This window comes from Mucilaginibacter sp. SJ (assembly GCF_028993635.1).
In the GTDB taxonomy this organism is placed as follows: Bacteria; Bacteroidota; Bacteroidia; order Sphingobacteriales; family Sphingobacteriaceae; genus Mucilaginibacter.
Map to the genome: position 1 here is coordinate 2,742,590 of NZ_CP118631.1, position 21,363 is coordinate 2,763,952.

Sequence of the window (21,363 nt, forward strand, 5' to 3'; positions counted from 1 at the left end):
TAACTAAAGTTAAGGCTTAGCATATAGCATAGGCGTCAAAACAGCACAATTAACCAAAAGCGATTGTACTGTTGCTTTATATGCAATCATTCACATGCGTCGTCTATTTTACACTGGATCGGCTCCTTCGCCGTTTTCAAACTGTGTTTCAATACATATCATTTCTTTTTAAATTTATTACATATATAGCAACACAAAAGCCGTATACGCCGTATCATTGCGTATTGATAAAAGTAGCGATGTTAAATTGATACAAATTATAGAATGCCGCTAAAAAACCCTTTTTTTAAACTTTTAATATTAACACTGTTTTTATTCCCGGGCCGGGTATATGCCGACACTCCCTACCAGGTAGTTTACCTTAAAAATTATAGCGCGCCTGATGGCCTGCCCAGTTCAAGGGTCAACTATTTAATGCAGGACAGCAGGGGCTTTATCTGGCTGGCCACGGATAAAGGCGTGAGCAGGTTTGATGGCCAGCATTTTAAAAACTTCACATCGGCCGACGGGCTGGAAAACAATGAGTGTTTCCGGATTGCCGAGGATAATTACCACCGGATCTTTTTTTACTGTAATAACTACCGGGTTTGTTATTATGAAAACGGACTTATACATAAGATTAATTCATCTCAAAAAATAATCGTTTCGCCCTTTGCCAATTTCTTTTTTAACCGTTATAATGAGCTCTGTGTAAATTACAGGCTTAGTACCAAAGTATACCATTTTGACGAGCTGAAATCGGAAAGACATGCTATCCGGTATTTGAACGGGTATATTTATGGCACCGGCGGAGAAGAGATCGCCTTGTCTGAAAACGATCTTGACATCCTCGAAGAAGAGCTTAAGGCCGGGAAGTTAAACTTTCAAACCGCCAATAACAATACCAAACCTTACCGGTTGGCTTTACAGCAAAATTATTTGTTATTGATTACTAAAGATTGGGTGCATGTTTATCAGTATCAAAAAAGCGGGATCATCCCGCTCCATAAAATCTATTTTACCGGCAATGTGACTTCGGTGTACCTTACCGGCAAAAATACGTTTGCCGTTACAACGGTAAAACAGGGAACGTACATTATCAACTATCTTACCGGCGAACGGAAAAATTACCTTAATAATAACATCACTACCGCTACGGTTATTGACCAGGAAAATAACATATGGTTTGGCAGTTATGATAAAGGCTTTTTTCTATGTACCAATCCCGAAGTAAAAATCATTAACAAAGAAAGCGGGCTGGCCAATGAAGATGTTTTAAAACTGGGCATTGCAGGAGGCTATCTTTTTACCGGGCATGTTTTAAGCACTCTCAGCTATATGAAGCTTGGGACAAATCAATCGTCATCAATAGGCACTATATCCATCAATCAAAACCGGTCGGACTTTAACCGGATAACCAGCCTGGTTACAATTCCGGGCAACAGGCTCATGATTGGTACCGACTATGGTATGTTTGGGTTAGATGTTTCCAATGGCAACCCGGCGTTATGGCACCCTGTAAAATACGCCAATGGTCCTATAAAAGCAATCACTACACGACATGATACAGTGTGTTTTGTTTCACAAAACAATGTTGTTGTATTATCAAATGAGCTCAAACATGAGCAAGGTTATAGATTCAAGCCTATACGCACGACATCTATTACCAGGTATAAAAATAGCTTGCTCATAGGTTCACTTTATGGGCTATATCAGTTTGCACCCGCCCCTAACAATCTGATCTATTTCCGGATCCTGGCCGGGAACGGAATAAATGTTATTAAGAGCCTGGCATCAAATAATGAAGTATGCGCCATAGGTACTGAAGCCCAGGGGGTGTTTTTGTGGGCCGGTAAAAAAATTATTCAATTTAAATCTCCTGCTATTTTTTCAGGCGATATCCGTAAACTGGTATGGACAGATGCCCATACTTTATGGGCCTGTACCGCAAACGGTGTAAGCATTATCCGCTTCAATAATCATCAAAACTACCGCATAAGTTTACTCAATACCAGCAACGGGCTCCCCTCTGATAACGTTGCCGATGTAGTGCAGAACGGCCCTGATTACTATATAGCCACCGATCAGGGCATAGCCGTCACTCAAAATTTAGGAAATACCACCCTGCCTAAACCGATATTGATTAACGACGGAATACCCGGTACTCAAAGCAGCTTTACTTACGGCCGGCCGGTTGTATTTAACTGCGTTGCCTTATCCTACAAAAGCATGGGTAAAATACAATACCGCTTCAGGCTTAAGGGGGTTGATAAAAATTGGAGCGTCGCGCCTTCCGGCGAAAAACGGTTCGACCTGCTCCCCCCCGGAAACTATGAGTTAGAAGCCCTGGCTGCCGACCGGTTTAACCAGTTAAGCCGGCCCCTCATTTTTAAATTTACCGTTATGCCTTTATGGTACCAGCAGTTATGGCTGCAGGTGGCGGCTGTATTAAGTGCTATAATTATCGTTTTCCTGCTGGTACGCAAATATTATCAGTCTATCATCGGCTTACAAAAAAAGGACTATGAAAATGCACTTGCCCTGCAGCGCGAACGACAGCGGATCAGCAGTGAGGTGCATGATGATTTAGGGGCAAGCATCTCCGGCATTAAGCTCAGGACCGAATTGCTCAGCCGCAAAACCGCCGATCAGCCTGCCTTTAAGGAGATAGATGCTATTCATGAAGCCATTACCGATATATCTACCCAGGTAAGGTTAATTATCTGGAGCCTTGATGCCGAAAACGACGAGGTAAGCAACCTGGCCGGTTTTATTCATAAACAAGCCATTAAAATATTTGAATACAGCAATATTGACCTTCATGTAAACGCCTCCGTTAGCGAAACCCAGGCTATCATCAGCGGCGAAAAAAGACGACAGGTATACCTCCTTGTTAAGGAAGTATTAAACAATATTGTTAAACATTCGGAAGCGAAAAACGCGTTTCTGGAAATCAGCCTTTACAAAAACCGCCTGCAGATCAGTATCCGTGATGACGGGCGCGGCTTTGACCCAGACATTCGCAAACACGAAACCATGGGCATCCGGAATATTTACGCCCGCGCAAAAAGAATGAACGCCGAACTCAAAATTGATACCGCCCACGGTAAAGGCACAGCCATCGGCCTTAAACTATTCCTTTAGCGTATACCCCATAATAGGTATAAAGAAAGCCGGGATAATTTAGGAAATTAGCATTTTATATTTACCGCAAAGCATGCTCCAGATAGTTTTATTAGAGGATAATTTACATTACCGGCGCGGGCTGGAACAGATTATTCATGATATGAGCGGCGTAACTTTAATTGGTTCTTATACCAATGCCGAAGCCGTATTAAAAAAAATTGACCAGCTTAATCCGGATATCTTTATCGTTGATATAAACCTTGAGGGCATGTCGGGCATTGAGTTTATACGGCGGGCCAAGCCTTTTGTCCCCGATGCCGAATTTTTGATGTGCACCATCAACGACGACAATACCAATATTTTTGAATCCTTAAAGAGCGGCGCTACCGGCTATATGCTCAAAGAATCTTCGGCCGATGAGATCAGAAATGCCATCACCGAAATCGCGGCCGGCGGTTCGCCCATGAGTGCCTATATCTCGCGAAGGGTCATTGCTTCATTCAATACCGACGCTGATAAACCGCCCGCCCCTGCCACCGAAAACCTCACCGAACGCGAGGTTGAAGTACTTAACCTCCTGGCGCGCGGACTCCAGTACAAAGAAATCGCCGATCGCCTTGATATCTCCACCGGAACCGTTAAAAAACACATCCGCAATACCTACATCAAACTGCAGGTTCAAAACAAAGTAGAGGCTATTAATAAATTCCGCGCAATCTGATATACCACTTTTTCAGTATTGCAGGCCTTAATGGTTAATGATAATTTAGCCTCATAAAGAAACTAAAAGGCCTTGTTAATATTAACTTCCCTGTTAGTGCCTTTTAAAGCCTAAACCTTATCACAATTGAAAGACCGGGCCGTGAAAGATGGCCTTTAATAAATCTTAAAATTACCGCTGGATTTTTTTCTAACAGTACCAATAATAATCACTGCTTTAATCTGCACATTTGCACATCTGTAATTGGCATATCTGCAATGATTATATCTGTCCCGCTTCGTATTATCGACCTGCATGACGATGGCTTTCACCCGCTGGTTGAAGTTTTGTTGTTTGGAAAAACTTTTATTATGGTGCTGGATACCGGTGCGTCAAAAACCGCCTTCGATCAAACGATGCTTTCCGAAGCCAATGAAACCATGAACATCCTAGCCAGCGATAAACTCTCCACGGGCCTCGGCACCAATACCATGGAATCTTTTACAGCAACAGTAAGTGACCTGCACATCGGCAACTTACCTATCGCCGAATTTGAAGTAGCCGTGCTTGATCTTTCCACCATTAATACGGCCTACGGCCAAATGGGGTACCCGCAGGTATTAGGTGTTTTGGGCGGAGATATTTTAATGAAATATAAAGCCGTTATTGATTATGGGAAACGGGTGCTGAAACTAAAAAAGCCTATGCCAAGCATGAGCAGGGCCTTGTATATCCAAAGGTAATTTTAAAAATCACCAGGGCTGTGCTCCCAAAAACACTCCCCCAGTTAAAACAAAGCTATAATTGGCATAATAGTCAAAATGACAATTATAATTTCGATATCAATCGAATAAAAAGATAATAATTCCTAAAAAGAATATTTTTTTGTTATTTTATATTAATAAATTCATAACATTTTATTTATACATTGCGTATAAGTTAATAGCGCTGGCCGGCTGCTGAAATTAATTCTTCTTTTACATCTAAAAACGTAACGAAAACAATGAAAAGAAAACTATTATTAGGGATCGGACTAAGTGTGCTTGTCGGAATCTCTGTATTATTCTCCTGTTCAAAAGACAAGGCTGCAAAAACTACGACCACCAGCCCAACCGCTATCCCAGACGATGTACTGAAAAGCATTACAAACTTAGGCTTCAGCACCGATGAAGTGCGCAGGCAAGGCGATGGCTATCTTGTTGAGGGCGATATCCTGCTCACCAAAGCCAATTTAGCCGAAGCAAGCACCAGCCCTACTTTAAGAATTGCTGATGTTGAGCAGTACCGTACCACAAACCTGGTTAAAAACCTGCCCCGAACAGTAACCGTATCAGTTACAAACTTGCCTACTGTTTACCTTAACGCGGCTACCGCCGCAGTCGCACGTTACAATGCTTTAAATCTTACGCTTAAATTTCAAATGGTTAGCAGCGGCGGCACAATCGACATCATAGGCTTTAACGAAGGGCCAAGCGGTGGTTATATCACTTTAGGCTCATCAGGCTTCCCTACTTCATCGGGCGACCCGTATAGCCAGATCCAGATGAACACCAACGAACAAGCTTATGGCACAAACCCTGATCTGGGTTATGTAACATCAGTTATTCAACACGAGTTGGGCCATTGTATCGGTTTCCGTCATACCGATTATATGAACCGCGCGTTCAGCTGCGGCGGCCGACATGTAAACGAAGGTTCGGCAGGTATTGGTGCTATCAACATTCCGGGCACACCAACCAAAGCCGATGCCGGCTCATGGATGTTAGCCTGCTCAAGCGGTACCGACCGTACGTTTAATGCCAACGATCAGATAGCGTTGAATTATTTATACTAATAACGCCTATAGTTGTTTTTTACATTTCAACTAAATAGCTTTATCAATAAAGGGGATGCTGCAGCTCCCCTTTATTGGTTTGATCACATTACCGCCTATGACAAAAAGAATACCTGTTACCGTATTACTCCTTTTTTTATGCCTTAAAGTGTCATGGTCGCAAAAACACATGAGCGACGAGGCAGTTGTTTCACTTTATAAGGCAACATCTTTATCTCCGCAAAAAAATCCCAACCAGTATTACCTTGTAAAATTTAAAGATCCGGCGCATATCGATAACCGGAAATACAATATCATCAAACGGGTTTCCTATAACTATTACGTAGTATCATCAGCCCTGGCTCTCAAAAGCGATCCTAATATTATAAATAACAGCGCCGCTTCCCCCATCTGGAAAGCTTCGGATAATCTTGCGAAAAACTGGAAGCAGCATCCCGCACGCACACAAGCCATTGAGATTGCGGTTACCGCTGTTAATGACACCGTTATTAAGCACTTCCAACAATCCGGAGCCATTATCGGCCAAACCGGCAACTTAATACGTCTTAACATCAAATTAGAAAGCCTACCTGCCTTACTTCAGCAGGACTATATATTATTTGCCAATGAGGTGCGCCTGCCCCATGAAGAACTTGCCATTAGCGATATTGACCTCGGTTTAAATACCATGTCGGCCATAGGGGCTAATTTTCCGGGCGTAACCGGATCCGGCGTTAATGTTTCTGTAAAAGAAGACCGCTACGACGATGATCTCGACCTTTTAGGCCGCAGCTTCACATCCTTTAAAACCTCCGATATCACATCGGGCCATGCTACCACCATGGCAACACTCATAGGCGGCAACGGCAACTCATACATTAAAGGTTTGGGAGTTGCTCCCAAAGTAAATTTCACCTCATCATCTTTTGCACAATTAATGCCGGATAGCGCCGCCATTTTTAAATCATTCAGGATTTCGGTGCAAAACCACTCATATGGTACCGGCATCGAAAATTATTACGGAGCTGAAAGCGCCGCTTATGATCAGCAGATTTTTGAAAATGATTCGCTGGTGCATGTATTTTCATCGGGCAATATCGGCACATCTGCACCCGAAACCGGCGTTTACAGCGGCATAAGCGGGGTAGCCAATCTCTCGGGCGACTTTAAGCAGGCTAAAAATGTATTGGTGGTTGGCGGCACAGGCAGGACGGGTGCCCCCGAATCCTTAAGCTCGGCCGGACCAGCATATGATGGCCGCATCAAACCCGAATTGATCGCGGATGGAGAAGATGGTACGTCTGGCGCGGCAGCCCTGGTATCAGGCACAGTAGCTTTGCTGCAGCAAGCTTATAAAACACAATATAAACAGATGCCATCTGCCGGGCTTATAAAAAGTGTACTCATTAACTCGGCCGATGAAACAGGCTCATCAGGTCCCAGCCATAAAACAGGTTATGGTTCGTTGAATGCATTGGAAGCATTACGCACCATCAATGAAAAACGCATTTTTACCGGCTCCGTTAGCAATGCTACACAAACAGACTATTCCATAACGGTCCCCGCGAATTGCAGGGAGCTTAAAGTTTCGTTGGCCTGGAATGACCCCGCGGCGGCCGTTAACGCACCATGGGCATTGGTAAATGATCTCGATCTTACTGTTACCACACCATCCGGGCAGCAAATTTTACCATGGGTGCTCAGCAGCTTCCCCTCTGCCGATTCGTTATCCGCCCCGGCAGAAAGACGAGTGGATACATTAAACAACACAGAACAGGTAAGCTTACAAAACCCGGCAGCAGGCATCTACATGGTGCATGTTAAGGGCAGAAAGGTTACTGCCGGTACACAAAAATTTCATGTTGCCCACCAGGAGACCATATCAAACCGATTTGAATGGATCTACCCATCGGCCGGCGACCAGCTTTTTGCCGGCGAGGATAATTACCTGCGATGGCAAAGCTCATTCAATACCGCATCAAGTACAATAAGCGTTAGCTATGATCATGGCCAAACCTGGCAGGTTATTAATAATGCCACTCTTAAAAACCACTATTATACCTGGACAGCGCCCGATGTTTTTAATAAAACCATGCTTAAAATGGATATCGGCGGTCAAACTTTTACCAGTGCGGAATTCAGCATTTCAAAACCTCTAACACTTGATATAGGATATAATTGCGCCGCCGGTACGCTTCTGCAATGGAAACCTCAGCCGGGCAGCACAGGCTATAGCGTTTATACTATTAAAGATAACCTGCTTCAAAAATTTGCATCAACCGCCGATACCAGCATCATTATACCGGCGCAGCAGCAAACTTCAACTTATTTTGCGGTGAGCGCCACAGGTAATGGCTTTGAAGGCATAAAAAGTTATACCATTAATGCTACAACACAGGGGGTTGGCTGCTATGTAAAAACATTATTGGCAAATGTAGTTAACAACACCGTTGTGCTCAACCTGCAGTTGGGCAGCGTTTATAATCTTAAATCCATCACCTGGGAAAAAACAACCGCCGCGGGCCGATACGTTACTTTAAATGTCATACCGGTTAGTACATCGGTAGCTTACCTGTACACCGATAATAATCCCCGGCAGGGCAAACAATATTACCGGGCAAAACTCACCACAATCAACGGCGATATCATTTATTCCAACGTAGCCGATGCCGTTTATTTACAGCCCAGTCAATTTGTTATATACCCCAACCCTGTTGCCGGCCAAATCAATATCATCAGCGGCGATATTAACAACTACGAATTTAAATTGTACAGTACCGATGGCAAGCTAAATATGGTTAAAAGCATTAACGAGTTACAAAACACTATCCCGGTAAAGCTTATAGCAGGAGTGTATGTTTACACCATCGAGCTAAATGGTAAAGTAATTTATAATGGCAAACTGATAAAGATTTAAATAATGCGATTGTCGGCCAGCTCAAACCTGCGGCAGCGCTGCTAAGCATAAAAAAAGCCGATTATTCGGCTTTTTTTATGGCTTTTTTTGCTTTTGCTTTTGGAGCTGCTGATTCGGCTTCCGGTTCAGCTGTTACAGCTTCGGCAACGGGCTCTTCAGCAACCGGAGCCGGGCCCTGGGTTGGATCGGCCTCTTCAAAAATTGGAAGCGGCTTTAATATCTGGAACCAGGCTATTACCTTTTTAATATCAGATGAGTAAACTTTCTCCTCATCATGATCTGGCGCTACTTCATAAAAGAAGGTACGCAATGCTTTACCGTCGGCTTTAACATCCGGTATGTTTGATGCCGATTTCATGCGCTCAAGTACATCAGTTAGCCTGATATCATCCTCAACACCAAAAATGGTGATCTCGCTCAAAGCAGCTAATTTAGCTGTAGAAAGGTTAGCTATCAGTTTTGTTTTCTGTGCATCTAAACTTTCCAGCACATAGCCGGTTTTATTTTGTGCCAAAGCTTTCCATAAACCTGGTTTTCCTGATACCGATACAATTCCCTGTAAATTCATATATTTTTTGTTGGGTTGATTGGCTGAGTAGTTTATGATGTTTAAACAATAAACTACTCACCTCATCAACTATTCACTTAATCCTCAATAACTTCGATACCTAAAATTTTATCTCCCTGGCGAATAGCGTCAACAACGTCAACATTTTCAATCACTTTACCAAAAACGGTGTGGTTACGGTCAAGATGGGCAGTGTTTGTGCGATTGTGGCAGATGAAAAACTGTGAGCCACCAGTGTTGCGGCCTGCATGGGCCATTGAAAGCACACCACGGTCATGGTATTGGTTGTTGCCGGTAAGCTCGCAATCAATTTTGTAGCCTGGGCCACCAGCACCGGTACCGGTTGGGTCGCCGCCCTGAATCATAAAATTAGGGATAACACGGTGAAATATCACGTTATCATAAAAGTTTGATTTTGCTAATTTTTTAAAGTTAGCAACGGTATTAGGGGCATCCTGATCGTAAAACTCTACGGTCATGTCGCCTTTTTCGGTTTTGATTATTGCTTTGCTCATGTTTTTGTTTTTTAGAAAACAGTTGGCAAAGGTAATAAAATTGAGGATTAAAGAAAAAGGTTAAAGATGAAAGGTAAAAGGCGAAAGGTTTGTGATATTTATTAATTACCAGAGTGTAAAAATCTCCTTGTTAGGTGAGTAATTGGTTCTCACCTTTTCTTTTTCAATCGGGAAAAACACCTTTGATGATAACGGATAAACTCATGTAAGCCGAGGATTTAACAGCACCATAAAACTAAAAAATGTACCTGCGCCAGAAGCCCACAGGTGTTAAAATTGAATAAAATACATTAGCCGTTTATTCGTTACATTTGATAACCCGGCAGTAAACAAATCAACAAGGATCGTGAATAATTCATCAGGCAATAACTTTTCACCTCTTACATTTCGTCTTTTACTTATAAAGCTAAAGTTCCTTTTACCTTTCGCCTTTTACCTTTTACCTTTAACATCAAGGGCCGCATCCATCTTAATCCCTATGGATGATGAGCAAAAGGACCATCTCAAATCATACGGGATAGCTTTCTGGGTACTCAAAAACGGCGAGGAGGTTGACTGGCTGCTCAACTATCGTGGCGGCAGTTTCATGATGAAGTACGGGCAAAAAGTTGAGGAAGAATGCAAGATCCGCGGGGTAAGCTACGAAGTTATTGCCGACGCCAAAGCCACCGAAATTATTACCGAAGTAAGCGATCCATCAGTAAATATGGACCTTGTTAAACTGGAAAAAGCGCCCCGTATGGCAGTCTATTCGCCAAAAAACAAGCTACCCTGGGATGATGCTGTTACGCTCGTACTGAAATATGCCGAAATTCCGTACGACGTAGTTTACGACGAAGAGGTGATCCACGGCGAATTGCCCAAGTATGATTGGCTGCACCTGCACCATGAGGATTTTACAGGGCAGTACAGCAAGTTTTACGGTGCTTTCCGTTATGCGCAATGGTATACCGATGATATCAAGATCCAGGAGGCTATGGCCCATAAACTTGGCTTCAGCAAAGTATCAAAAATGAAACTGGCCGTAGCCCAAAACATCCGCGATTTTTGTGCAGGCGGCGGCTTCCTGTTTGCCATGTGCTCAGGTACCGATACTTTTGACATCGCACTATCGGCCGCAAATACCGACATCTGCGAACGCATGTTTGATGGTGATGCTGCCGACCAGGACGCACAATCCAAGCTCGACTTTAGTCAGACTTTCGCCTTTCAGAATTTTACACTGGATATGAACCCCATTTCGCATTCCTTTAGCAATATCGATGTTACTACTACCCGCCAGGTAGACCGTACACGTGATTTCTTTACGCTGTTTGATTTTTCGGCTAAATGGGATGTGGTGCCAAGTATGCTTACGCAGGATCATGACAAAGTAATTAAAGGTTTTATGGGTTTAACTACGGCTTACAACAAAAGCATGCTCAAACCCGGCGTTACCATCATGGGCGAAATGAAAACCGCCAATGAGGCCCGCTACATTCACGGCGAATACGGCAAAGGTCAATGGACATTTTACGGCGGCCACGACCCTGAAGATTACCAGCATGCCGTAAATGATCCGCCGACAGATCTTAAGCTTCACCCTAACTCACCGGGTTATAGGCTGATATTGAATAATGTGCTGTTTCCGGCGGCTAAGAAGAAAAAACAGAAAACGTAATTTTTTTAGCCTAAAGCCAAATGCGGAAAGCTTAAAGCTGTAATAGCCACTCGCGCTTGATACCCGCGCTCGTTTGTAAAGCAAGGGCGATACAATCGCCAAACCATATTAAGCGCTCGTTACAAACGAGCGCAAGGTTAAAAGGTAATAATCGCTTCTAAATAAAAAATCCCGGCCAAACATGACCGGGATTTTCAAATATTATAAAGCCTTTCGCTTTCGGCTTTCCGCCTTAAGCTCCTTAAGCTAACTTAGCCAATTCTTCTGCCATGGCAGCGCCAATTTCGGCTGGTGATTCAACCACGCGGATCCCGCACTCGGCCATGATTTTCATTTTAGCAGCAGCTGTATCATCGGCACCACCTACGATAGCACCTGCGTGACCCATACGGCGGCCCGGAGGCGCAGTTTGGCCAGCAATGAAACCAACAACCGGTTTAGTACCATTTGCTTTGATCCAGCGGGCAGCATCAGCTTCCATGTTACCACCAATTTCGCCAATCATGATGATACCATGAGTTTCCGGATCGTTCATTAATAATTCAACAGCTTCTTTGGTTGGTGTACCAATGATCGGGTCACCACCGATACCGATAGCTGTAGTGATACCCAAACCGGCTTTAACCACCTGGTCAACCGCTTCGTAAGTTAAAGTACCTGATTTTGAAACCACACCAACGTTACCTTTTTTGAAGATAAAGCCTGGCATGATACCAATTTTACTTTCATCAGCAGTGATGATGCCAGGGCAGTTAGGACCAATCAGGCGTGCGTCCTTATCTGTAAGATATTCTTTAACCGCAATCATATCCTTTGTTGGGATACCTTCGGTAATACAAACAATAACCTTAATGCCGGCTTCGGCAGCTTCCATAATAGCATCTGCACCAAAAGCAGGAGGTACAAAAATGATGGACACATCGGCACCGGTTGCAACAACGGCGTCTTTAACCGTGTTAAAAACCGGCCTGTCTAAATGGGTTTGACCACCCTTACCTGGTGTAACACCACCAACTAACTGAGTGCCATAAGCAATCATTTGCTCAGCGTGGTATGAACCCTCTTTACCGGTGAAACCTTGTACAATAACTTTTGAATCTTTATTTACGAGTACACTCATTGGTTTTTTCGTTTTAGTACGGCAAAGCTAAAGTTTTTGCCCGAATGTCAAACCCTATTGTAATCTAAATTTATATGTTAACATAAAAGTGACTTTTAATGGGATTGGATGTGGTTATAGGGTGTTTATGTGTTTTAAATTTTTTATGATTATAAAGTTCCCGTTGAATAAAACTGCCAACTGAAAACTATCTACTGCCAACTAAATTAGGGCGTTGCCTGTGGCCCAGGCTATTCGCTCATACGCCTGCAGGCATTACGCTCATTGGCCGGTATCCGCTACTATCCTTAACGCTGCCTGTCTGAATCAGAATTTTCAGGATTTAAGAATCTACAGAATGAAAAGCCAATTCAATAAATTCTAACAATTCGTTTAATTCGGGTTCAGACAAAATCGGCGTAATCAAAAATCAATCGGTGTAATCCCAATAAAAAAATCCGAAATCGAACATCCGAAATCCGAAATCATTCCTGTTCAACAAACTCCCCCTCACTCTTCGCAATCACAATTGTAGCAACCCCATTACCTATCACATTGGTTATAGCCCGTGCTTCCGACATAAACCTGTCAACCCCTATCAATATCGCCAAACCTTCAACCGGGATTATTTTAATGGCCGTGAGCGTGCTGGTGAGCACTATAAAACCACTGCCGGTTACACCTGCGGCGCCTTTGGAGGTGATCATCAGTATGCCGATAATAGTTAACTCCTGCCCCAGCGAAAGCGGGATATTGAACACCTGCGCCAAAAATATCACGCACATGGAAAGGTAAATGGTAGTGCCATCCAAATTAAAAGAATACCCCGTGGGGATCACCAAACCAACCACCGATTTGGAACAGCCAAACTTTTCCATTTTCTCCATCATGGCAGGCAAAGCCGATTCGGACGAGGAGGTGCCCAGCACGATCAGGATCTCCTGCCTGATGTATTTCAGGTACTCCCAAAGACTGAATTTAAACAACCTGCAGATAATATTCAATATCACAAATATGAACAGGAACATAGTCAGGTAAACAGAGCCCATCAACAGGGCCAGCGGTTTCAATGTTTGGATACCATATTTGCTCACCGTAAAAGCCATCCCTGCAAAGGCCCCTATCGGCGCCACCTTCATCACTATTTTCATGATATTAAAAAACACTTTCGAAAGCTTATCAAATAGCTGAATAACCGCTTCGCCACTTTTACCCATCCTGCTTAACCCAAAACCAAACAGTATCGCAAAAAACAGGATCTGCAAAATATCGCCTTCAGCAAAAGCTTTAAACATATTTGAGGGGACTATATGGGCAATAAAATCGCCCCAGTGCATTTCGGCGGCGGCTTTTTCGTAAACGGCTAATTTGCCGGTATCCATTTTTGCAGCATGGTTTTCAAAACCTGCACCAGGCTTAATAATATTGGCTACGGTAACGCCGATGACAAGTGCGAACGTGGTTACGATCTCGAAATACAACAAAGCTTTACCGCCTACCCGGCCCACTTTTTTCATATCGCTCATGCCGGCTATGCCCAGCACAATGGTTAAAAATATGATAGGCGCGATCAGCATAGTGATGAGGCTGATAAACGTTTTGCTGATCAGTTCGGCAGTCGGGGCAAAGCCTTTAAGGTATAAGCCGGCCACTACCCCAAGGGCAATGGCAATAAGTACCTGGAAAGTAAGGTTTGATAAGAGGCGTTTCATAATTCCCCCCGGCCCCCTAAAGGGGGAGCAACAGGTTGGGGCGGCAATATAATAAGTTATTGTTTCAGGCACAAAAAAGCCCCGTACCGGAAACCGGCACAGGGCATAATTGATTGATTGAAAGATCGTGATTATGCAGGCGTTGATTTACCGGTTAGTAAATCAATTAAGAAAATTTTATTAAGGAAAGTCAGCTTTGCCTTGTGGTTGCCCAGGAAAACAATGGTACCGCTGTAGTCCCAGCCGCCGCCGTTTGTTTTTCCTTCCGAACGGAAAGTAGCTGTACCGCTGGTGATGTCAAAGTTATCGGCGCCATGTACATACAGGTTAGTGAATACGTAGGTATTATGCACCCTGCTAAACGTTTTGTATTTAGTGTATTCGTTATCGACATAGGCTTTCATCGGGCCATCAAGCGAGAAGTTTGAGTTATTGGTGTTAAGGCCTCTAACTTTATATTTCTGCACAATATTGTAAACGAATGAATAGCCGGGACCGCTTCCTACCGTGTTTAATGAATCAACCGAATCGTAACCAACAGTTTTGTTGCCGTCACAAATAAAATAATATTTGGTACCGCCTGTTTTGGTTGCTTTTAAAGTATCACCTTGATTAAATACTCGGTTCAGGCTGGTATCAATATAAAAACCGCAACTATATGTACTCTGTACTTTAAGCTTTGATGAGGCATTGGTTGAGGGGGTAACACCGTCGTTAAGGCTGGCCCCTCCAAATGAACCGGCCAACGATTTTGCCAGGTTATCTGCAATTGCCGAACTGGCTACATTATCGCTTGCTTTTACAGTTGATGGATCGGATTTTACATTAATTCCTGTTTTTGTACAGGCCGAATAAAGAACAGCTACACCTGCTAATAAAGGCAATATACTGCGTAGATTTAGTTTCATAAACGTATCAGATAAAGTTTAGATCTCTTTGCCTCATTCGGCAATAAGCATACCACAGATGAAACACTTCGCCAAAAAACGCACTGGTATATGTTTTTAGGCTCATTTTCCTTTTTAATAAAGCGGCTATAGATTTACGCTGCTGATAGCAATGAAACACAAACCACACCCATCACCTGCTTTCCCCATTTCGAGGAAAAACATGTAGAAAATATTCCCCGTTTTTTTATCAATTACACAGGCAATAAAAAGTATGCCGTATCAAAAACGGCAACATATAAAAAGCCCTGCATCCGGTTTAGGGAGCAGGGCTTTTCATATATTTTAAAACCGGGTTAGTTAACTTCACCGGTCATCAGATCGGCAGTGTAAACCGTACCGTCGATAGTGATCTTAGCTTTGTGACCACCCAAAAACGTTATCGTCCCTTTATAGTTCCATGTGTTTTTTCCAATACTTCCTTTACTCGAAAAGGCAGCACTTCCGCTTAAAATAAAATCGGGGTCTTTTGTAGGATCAACAACAATTGATTTAAAATTGTAGCTAAACGTGCCTTCAACATTTGGCTGATCTGTTGTTGGCTTGGTATAGTTAACCCTGGCATAATAATTCACAGGGCCATCAAAAGAATATTGCGCGTGTTCAACACCCGGATTAAGGCTTCTGAGTATCAGGTTTTCGCCCATTCTTAAAACCATTGTAAAACCGCTGCCTGCCATGGTCATATTTAAACTATCATTAGCGGTAACACCTGAAGGTACTCCATTGGTACAGGTAAGCTCATATTTAACCTTAGCCCAGATATCGATTTTAGAGGTATCGCTTTGATCTAAATTAAATGCTATCGTGGTATCCATTTTAGCGCCACACTGTGGCTGAGGGTCAACAGATTGTACTTTGATCTTACCTTTTTTGTTCAGGGAAAGATCGGTTGGCATACTTAAACCGCTCTTAAAATCAAACCCGCCGTTTTCGGGGTTAAAAATACCAACAAGGCTTTGCGCAATTTGCACACTCGCTTCTTTTTTACTTACTGTACTTTGATTGTTAGGCGCCATGTTAAGTTTATGGCACGAGGTGTAAATGGCAGTAATACCGGCAAGCAGCAATACTATAATTTTGTACTTGTGTTTCATGTTTAGGATTTTAGTTCCGCGCAAATTTAACTTATTATCAATTAATTAAAGAAATTTTAAAAACATTTAGGAGCAGGGGCTTATAATGTTATTTACCCTCATTTTGAACAATGAGTACCGGCAAAAGGTTAGCCAATGTTGAAACCTACCTTTGTAATGACAGATATTTGGAAGAAAAAGCATGAAATTGTGCAATGCCCCCCTCACCAGGAGTATATAACGCAAGCATCATTAAGCTAAGGAATTTACAGGTTGCACCAGAGGTGCAAAAGGTTTGTAGAAATAAAAAGAATGAAATCTTAGTGTGCCAGAGGTACACAACTCCGGTGTTCCGTACCTCTGGCACGGCTATTTTGGGTATATATATTGCTACAAACCTGTTCCCCCTCTGGGGGATTTTTTCACCCCAATGAAATTAGGGTTTGTGAAGCGCTCATCAATAAACCCATTCTTCTGAAATGATGCATAAACCCCTCCCTGCCACTATACAGCCCACCAACCCGGGCCAAAAAACATCGCTACCCTCAACTAATCCATTAATAACTACTAAACTAATAGGGAAATGCTTAATTTCGCAACCTCATACGCGTAAAACATCAAATGGACTACCAATTTAAAGAGATAGAGCAAAAATGGCAGCAGTTTTGGGCACAAAACCAAACTTTCAAAGCCGAAGACAAAAGCAGTAAACCCAAGTATTATGTGCTGGATATGTTCCCTTATCCATCAGGGGCCGGCCTGCACGTTGGGCACCCGCTGGGCTATATCGCTTCTGATATTTTTGCACGCTACAAACGTTTAAAAGGTTTTAACGTGCTGCATCCCATGGGTTACGACAGCTTTGGCTTACCGGCCGAGCAATACGCCATACAAACCGGTCAGCACCCCGCTATAACTACCGAAGATAATATTGCTACATACCGCCGCCAGTTAGATCAGATCGGTTTTTCGTTCGACTGGAGCCGCGAGGTACGTACCAGTTCGCCCGATTATTATAAATGGACGCAATGGATTTTCATGCAGCTTTTCAACAGCTGGTATAATAAAGATGCCGGCAAAGCCCAGTCAATTGATCAACTGGTTGCGCATTTTGAAACTAAAGGTTCTGCCGGTATTAATGCTGTTTGCGATGATGAAATTTTAAGTTTTACCGCCGATGAGTGGAAAGCGTTCAGCAATGAGGAACAACAGTCCGAATTGTTAAAATACCGCCTTACTTACCTGCGCGAAAGCACCGTAAACTGGTGCCCCGCCCTTGGTACCGTATTGGCCAATGATGAGGTAAAAGACGGCTTTAGCGAGCGCGGCGGTTACCCTGTTGAACAAAAGAAAATGACCCAATGGAGCATGCGCATCACCGCATATGCCGAAAGGTTGTTACAAGGCCTTGATACAATTGACTGGCCGGAGCCTTTGAAGGAAATGCAAAGGAACTGGATTGGTAAAAGTACCGGTGCTTCAGTAAAATTTCGAATTTCGGATTTGGGAATTCGGAATTCAGATAAATCCGAAATCGAAAATCCGACATCCGAATTCATCGAAGTATTCACCACTCGTGTTGATACTATTTTCGGTGTTACATTCTTAGTAATTGCACCAGAGCATGAATTGGTAGCTTCATTAACTACAGCCGAGCAAAAGGCAGATATCGAAGCATACATCGCCCAAACCAAAAAGAAATCTGAACTGGACAGGATGGCTGATGCCAAAACTGTATCGGGCGCATTTACCGGCAGCTACGTGCTTAACCCATTAAACGGCCAGCCAATCCCAATCTGGATTGCTGATTATGTTTTGGCAGGTTACGGAACAGGGGCGGTTATGGCTGTACCATCGGGCGATCAGCGTGATTACCTGTTTGCAAAGCATTTTAACTTGCCGATAGTACCGATCCTCGATATTCAAAACATTGAAACCGAAGCTGATCCAACCAAAGAAGGCACCTACGTCAATTCCGACTTTATTAATGGCTTAGCTTACAAAGAAGCAACTGCCGCCGTGGTTGCTAAACTGGAAGAAATTAACGCCGGTAAAGCTAAAGTTAACTTCAGGATGCGCGATGCCATTTTTGGTCGTCAGCGTTACTGGGGTGAGCCGGTGCCGGTTTATTTTAAAGATGGCTTGCCATATTTAATTGACGAAAGCCACCTGCCATTGTTATTGCCCGAAATTGATAAATACCTCCCAACCGAAACCGGCGAACCACCACTGGGCCGTGCTGAGGATTGGAAATATGAAGGCGGCTTAGCTTATGAGCTAAGCACCATGCCGGGCTGGGCCGGTTCAAGCTGGTACTGGTACCGCTATATGGATGCCCAAAACGATAAAGAATTTGCATCGCGCGAGGCTATTGAATACTGGAAAGATGTTGACCTGTACATCGGCGGCAGCGAACATGCTACCGGTCACTTGCTGTACAGTCGTTTCTGGAACAAGTTTTTGAAAGATCTTAACCTTGTTGTTGAGGAAGAACCTTTCAAAAAGCTGATTAACCAGGGCATGATCCAGGGTCGTAGTAATTTTGTTTACAGGCTGATTGACGATGAAGGCAAAGGTACCAACACCTATGTATCGCATGGATTGATCAAAGAACATAAAACTACGCCAATACACGTTGATGTTAACATTGTTGAAAACGAGGTATTAAACATTGCTAAGTTTAAACAATGGCGACCTGAATTTGCAGATGCTGAATTTATCCTGGAAAACGGCAAATATATCTGCGGCGTTGAAGTAGAAAAAATGTCAAAACGGTATTACAACGTTGTAAATCCGGATGATATAGCAACCCGTTTCGGCGCTGATACTTTGCGCATGTATGAAATGTTCTTAGGCCCGCTGGAACAGAGCAAACCATGGAATACCAATGGGATCGAAGGGGTGTTTAAATTCCTGCGTAAGTTCTGGAGGTTATTCCATAATGATGCCTGGGAATTTGGCGTAAGCGATGCTGTTCCGTCAAAAGCTGAGTTGAAATCATTACATAAGATCATCAAAAAGGTTGAGGAAGATATCGAGCGCTTCTCGTTCAATACTTCAGTTTCAAGCTTTATGATCGCTGTTAATGAATTAACCGATTTGAAATGCAACAACCGTGCGATATTGCAGGATATGGTGATCATCCTTTCACCTTATGCACCGCACATTTGCGAAGAGCTTTGGTCGCTATTAGGTAATGCCGATGGTACTTTATCATACGCGCCATTCCCTAAATTTAACGCCGGGTATTTGGTTGAGGATGAGTTTGCTTACCCGATCTCTATCAATGGCAAAATGAAAATGAACCTGAGCATCTCGCTAAGCCTTGATGTAAAAGAGATAGAAGCAGCCGTTTTAGCCAGCGCCGATGTACAAAAATACCTGGATGGCAAAACACCTAAAAAGGTGATTGTGGTAAAAGGCAGGATTGTAAATATGGTGGTTTAGTCGCCCTCCGCCCCCTGAAGGGGAAACTTTAAAATCTAAGCCCCGGTATCGCTTCGCGATACCGGGGCTTTTTTTATTATGCTTCTAACAAAAGTAAGGGGGCGATCACCCTGAGCTTGTCGAAGGGTCGTGCGCAGAGGCCCCACCCACCATGCTTCGACGAGCTCAGCATGACAGCCGTTTTTCATTTATCATTTCTTATACAGTTCCACCTTTCTGCCATCCGGATCAACAACTACTACTGCCATAAAACCAAAATCCGTTTGCGCCGATTCAGATGCAAACGAGACGTTGGCTTCTTTTAATAAATGAATCTTCCTATCAAAATCATCTAACTCAAAACCTAAGCGTAAGTTTTTATCCGCCTCCGTTTGAGTTTTTGTAAGCGGATATATCTCAATCACCGTCCCATCAATAATAGCTGAATAATGATAAGGAGAGTTGCCATGTTTATGATAATCAAAACCAAAGCCCAATAACGCATAAAAATCAACCAGCTTCTGCATATCGGCAGTTCTTATAACTAATAATTTAAGTTTGATCATGACTTTCTTTATCGCTATTACAAACCCAACTCCTTTTTAACCTTGCCCGGCAGCTTATCAGCGATAAGCCTGTACGATTGCCTGATATAGTGCTCCCATTCCTTTTCACCCAAACTACTGATATCACGTGCCAGCACCCATTTATAGCGGGCAATGTAAGGCTGCGGTTCAAGCCCTTCTTTGGAGATGATCTCCTCAAAATCTTCGGCGGGCACTTTGAATGATGCCGATGGCGGTACGCCGTCGGGATGGGTAAACAGAAAAGACTTTCCGCCAACATTAAAACACAGGTGTTCGCCCAGTTTAATATCTTCGGTTACACCGGGCAACGTGTGGCAAATGGCTTGAAGGGTTTCGATGGTCATGATCTATGAAAATACCGTAGAGACGCATAATTGCGTCTCCCGCTTTGCAAAGTAATGAACAGTTTGCACACCTGCATATTTCAGAGACGTAATTATGCGCCTCTACACAAAAACTATCGCTTCTGCTTCGGCAATTTAATCAATCCTGTTCTATACAAATCAATAGCTTCATTTAAAATAAACCGGATAGTATCAACAGGTAAATCCTCTTCGGGATTTAAAATCATGATCTTGATCCGGGCACGATCTTCAAACGTTAAATCGGGATGGTGCAGATGTTTTCCTTCAACCATACCTAAAAATGGCAGTTGCGTCTTTTTATGAATCCACAGGTAGCAACACATTTTACCTTTATAGTAAAAGAAAGGCATGCTGTATTTCCACTCTGCTGTGATGTCAGGATCTTGTGCAAGAATAATATCGCGCAGGGCTAACAAGCAGCTTCGGTTGGGTTCATCTTTGGTGAGGTAGAAGTGGTCGATGGGGATGAGCTGCATAACTTTTTACGATAGATGTTCAATAATGTCATCGAGCTGGTTTACAAGTGCTGGTATATATATTTGATCTAAATTTAGCTGAAATCTCAATTCATTTCCATATCCAACCTGCTCCATTGCTATGCCATCTGCAATTAAGAGCCCAAAGCCATCGCCCTTAATCTCTATTTCTAATTGTTTTTCCAAACTAACAAATTTGGCAACTCCGTTCAGGTCATTATAAATTAATTTTAGACCATCTCTAAAAACACTAAAATCATACAACATAAATGCAGCTTTATAGTTCACCTGCTTTGATCTCAACATAACTTTACAACCAATCATCACTTGTAATTGATTTTATTGTGATTGAAATCATATCGCCGTTGCTGGCTAACTTAAAAGATAACCCGTCAAG

General features: G+C 43.1%; 17 protein-coding genes. 7 read left to right on the forward strand and 10 right to left on the reverse strand.

Going from position 1 to position 21,363, the window contains the following annotated elements; all coding sequences use genetic code 11:
- Positions 1 to 264 precede the first annotated feature (264 nt).
- From MusilaSJ_RS10920 to MusilaSJ_RS10940, 5 genes are all read left to right on the forward strand, one after another.
- Positions 265 to 3,123 (forward strand): sensor histidine kinase, encoded by a 2,859-nt coding sequence (locus MusilaSJ_RS10920; protein ID WP_274989997.1) that lies wholly within the window; start codon positions 265 to 267, stop codon positions 3,121 to 3,123.
- 73 nt (positions 3,124 to 3,196) lie between these two features.
- Positions 3,197 to 3,826 carry a response regulator gene (locus MusilaSJ_RS10925; RefSeq protein ID WP_274985809.1) on the forward strand — a complete coding sequence of 210 codons (630 nt, stop codon included), beginning with the start codon at positions 3,197 to 3,199 and terminating at the stop codon, positions 3,824 to 3,826.
- A 257-nt stretch (positions 3,827 to 4,083) separates the two neighbouring features.
- Entirely contained in the window at positions 4,084 to 4,548 is a 465-nt protein-coding gene (locus tag MusilaSJ_RS10930; protein ID WP_274989998.1) for an aspartyl protease family protein, read from the forward strand.
- A gap of 260 nt (positions 4,549 to 4,808) precedes the next feature.
- On the forward strand, positions 4,809 to 5,639 hold the full coding sequence (locus tag MusilaSJ_RS10935) for a M57 family metalloprotease (RefSeq protein WP_274989999.1): 831 nt from the start codon (positions 4,809 to 4,811) through the stop codon (positions 5,637 to 5,639).
- Between the two features lie 97 nt (positions 5,640 to 5,736).
- A complete protein-coding gene (locus tag MusilaSJ_RS10940) occupies positions 5,737 to 8,535 on the forward strand; it encodes a S8 family peptidase (RefSeq protein WP_274990000.1) in 2,799 nt (932 codons plus the stop codon).
- A 61-nt stretch (positions 8,536 to 8,596) separates the two neighbouring features.
- Here the strand turns inward: MusilaSJ_RS10940 and MusilaSJ_RS10945 are convergent, their stop codons facing one another.
- Together MusilaSJ_RS10945 and MusilaSJ_RS10950 are read right to left on the reverse strand one after the other, a co-directional pair.
- Positions 8,597 to 9,103, reverse strand: coding sequence for a DUF5606 family protein (locus MusilaSJ_RS10945; RefSeq protein ID WP_274990001.1), 507 nt, complete (start codon positions 9,101 to 9,103; stop codon positions 8,597 to 8,599).
- A 77-nt stretch (positions 9,104 to 9,180) separates the two neighbouring features.
- Positions 9,181 to 9,618, reverse strand: coding sequence for a peptidylprolyl isomerase (locus MusilaSJ_RS10950; protein WP_090534226.1), 438 nt, complete (start codon positions 9,616 to 9,618; stop codon positions 9,181 to 9,183).
- A 478-nt stretch (positions 9,619 to 10,096) separates the two neighbouring features.
- Between MusilaSJ_RS10950 and MusilaSJ_RS10955 the strand changes: the two genes are divergently transcribed.
- A complete protein-coding gene (locus MusilaSJ_RS10955; RefSeq protein ID WP_112652713.1) occupies positions 10,097 to 11,278 on the forward strand; it encodes an asparagine synthetase B in 1,182 nt (393 codons plus the stop codon).
- Positions 11,279 to 11,519: 241 nt separating this feature from the next.
- On the opposite strand, the gene sucD is transcribed toward MusilaSJ_RS10955, so the two are convergent.
- The 4 genes from sucD to MusilaSJ_RS10975 form a co-directional block, all read right to left on the reverse strand.
- A complete protein-coding gene (gene sucD, locus MusilaSJ_RS10960) occupies positions 11,520 to 12,398 on the reverse strand; it encodes a succinate--CoA ligase subunit alpha (RefSeq protein ID WP_090534235.1) in 879 nt (292 codons plus the stop codon).
- A gap of 464 nt (positions 12,399 to 12,862) precedes the next feature.
- Positions 12,863 to 14,089, reverse strand: coding sequence for a C4-dicarboxylate transporter DctA (gene dctA / locus MusilaSJ_RS10965; protein WP_274990002.1), 1,227 nt, complete (start codon positions 14,087 to 14,089; stop codon positions 12,863 to 12,865).
- A gap of 131 nt (positions 14,090 to 14,220) precedes the next feature.
- The gene (locus tag MusilaSJ_RS10970) at positions 14,221 to 14,997 is read right to left on the reverse strand and encodes a hypothetical protein (protein ID WP_274990003.1); all 777 of its coding nucleotides are present in this window, start codon (positions 14,995 to 14,997) and stop codon (positions 14,221 to 14,223) included.
- 335 nt (positions 14,998 to 15,332) lie between these two features.
- A complete protein-coding gene (locus MusilaSJ_RS10975; protein WP_274990004.1) occupies positions 15,333 to 16,133 on the reverse strand; it encodes a hypothetical protein in 801 nt (266 codons plus the stop codon).
- 600 nt (positions 16,134 to 16,733) lie between these two features.
- Here MusilaSJ_RS10975 and leuS point away from each other — a divergent pair.
- Positions 16,734 to 19,559, forward strand: a complete 2,826-nt coding sequence (gene leuS / locus MusilaSJ_RS10980) for a leucine--tRNA ligase (RefSeq protein WP_274990005.1) — start codon at positions 16,734 to 16,736, stop codon at positions 19,557 to 19,559.
- 191 nt (positions 19,560 to 19,750) lie between these two features.
- Here the strand turns inward: leuS and MusilaSJ_RS10985 are convergent, their stop codons facing one another.
- The 4 genes from MusilaSJ_RS10985 to MusilaSJ_RS11000 form a co-directional block, all read right to left on the reverse strand.
- A complete protein-coding gene (locus MusilaSJ_RS10985) occupies positions 19,751 to 20,104 on the reverse strand; it encodes a VOC family protein (protein ID WP_274990006.1) in 354 nt (117 codons plus the stop codon).
- A 17-nt stretch (positions 20,105 to 20,121) separates the two neighbouring features.
- A complete protein-coding gene (locus MusilaSJ_RS10990; RefSeq protein ID WP_274990007.1) occupies positions 20,122 to 20,469 on the reverse strand; it encodes an MmcQ/YjbR family DNA-binding protein in 348 nt (115 codons plus the stop codon).
- A gap of 113 nt (positions 20,470 to 20,582) precedes the next feature.
- Positions 20,583 to 20,966 (reverse strand): DUF1801 domain-containing protein, encoded by a 384-nt coding sequence (locus tag MusilaSJ_RS10995; protein WP_274990008.1) that lies wholly within the window; start codon positions 20,964 to 20,966, stop codon positions 20,583 to 20,585.
- A 6-nt stretch (positions 20,967 to 20,972) separates the two neighbouring features.
- Positions 20,973 to 21,290 carry a WapI family immunity protein gene (locus MusilaSJ_RS11000; protein ID WP_446725131.1) on the reverse strand — a complete coding sequence of 106 codons (318 nt, stop codon included), beginning with the start codon at positions 21,288 to 21,290 and terminating at the stop codon, positions 20,973 to 20,975.
- Positions 21,291 to 21,363 lie beyond the last annotated feature (73 nt).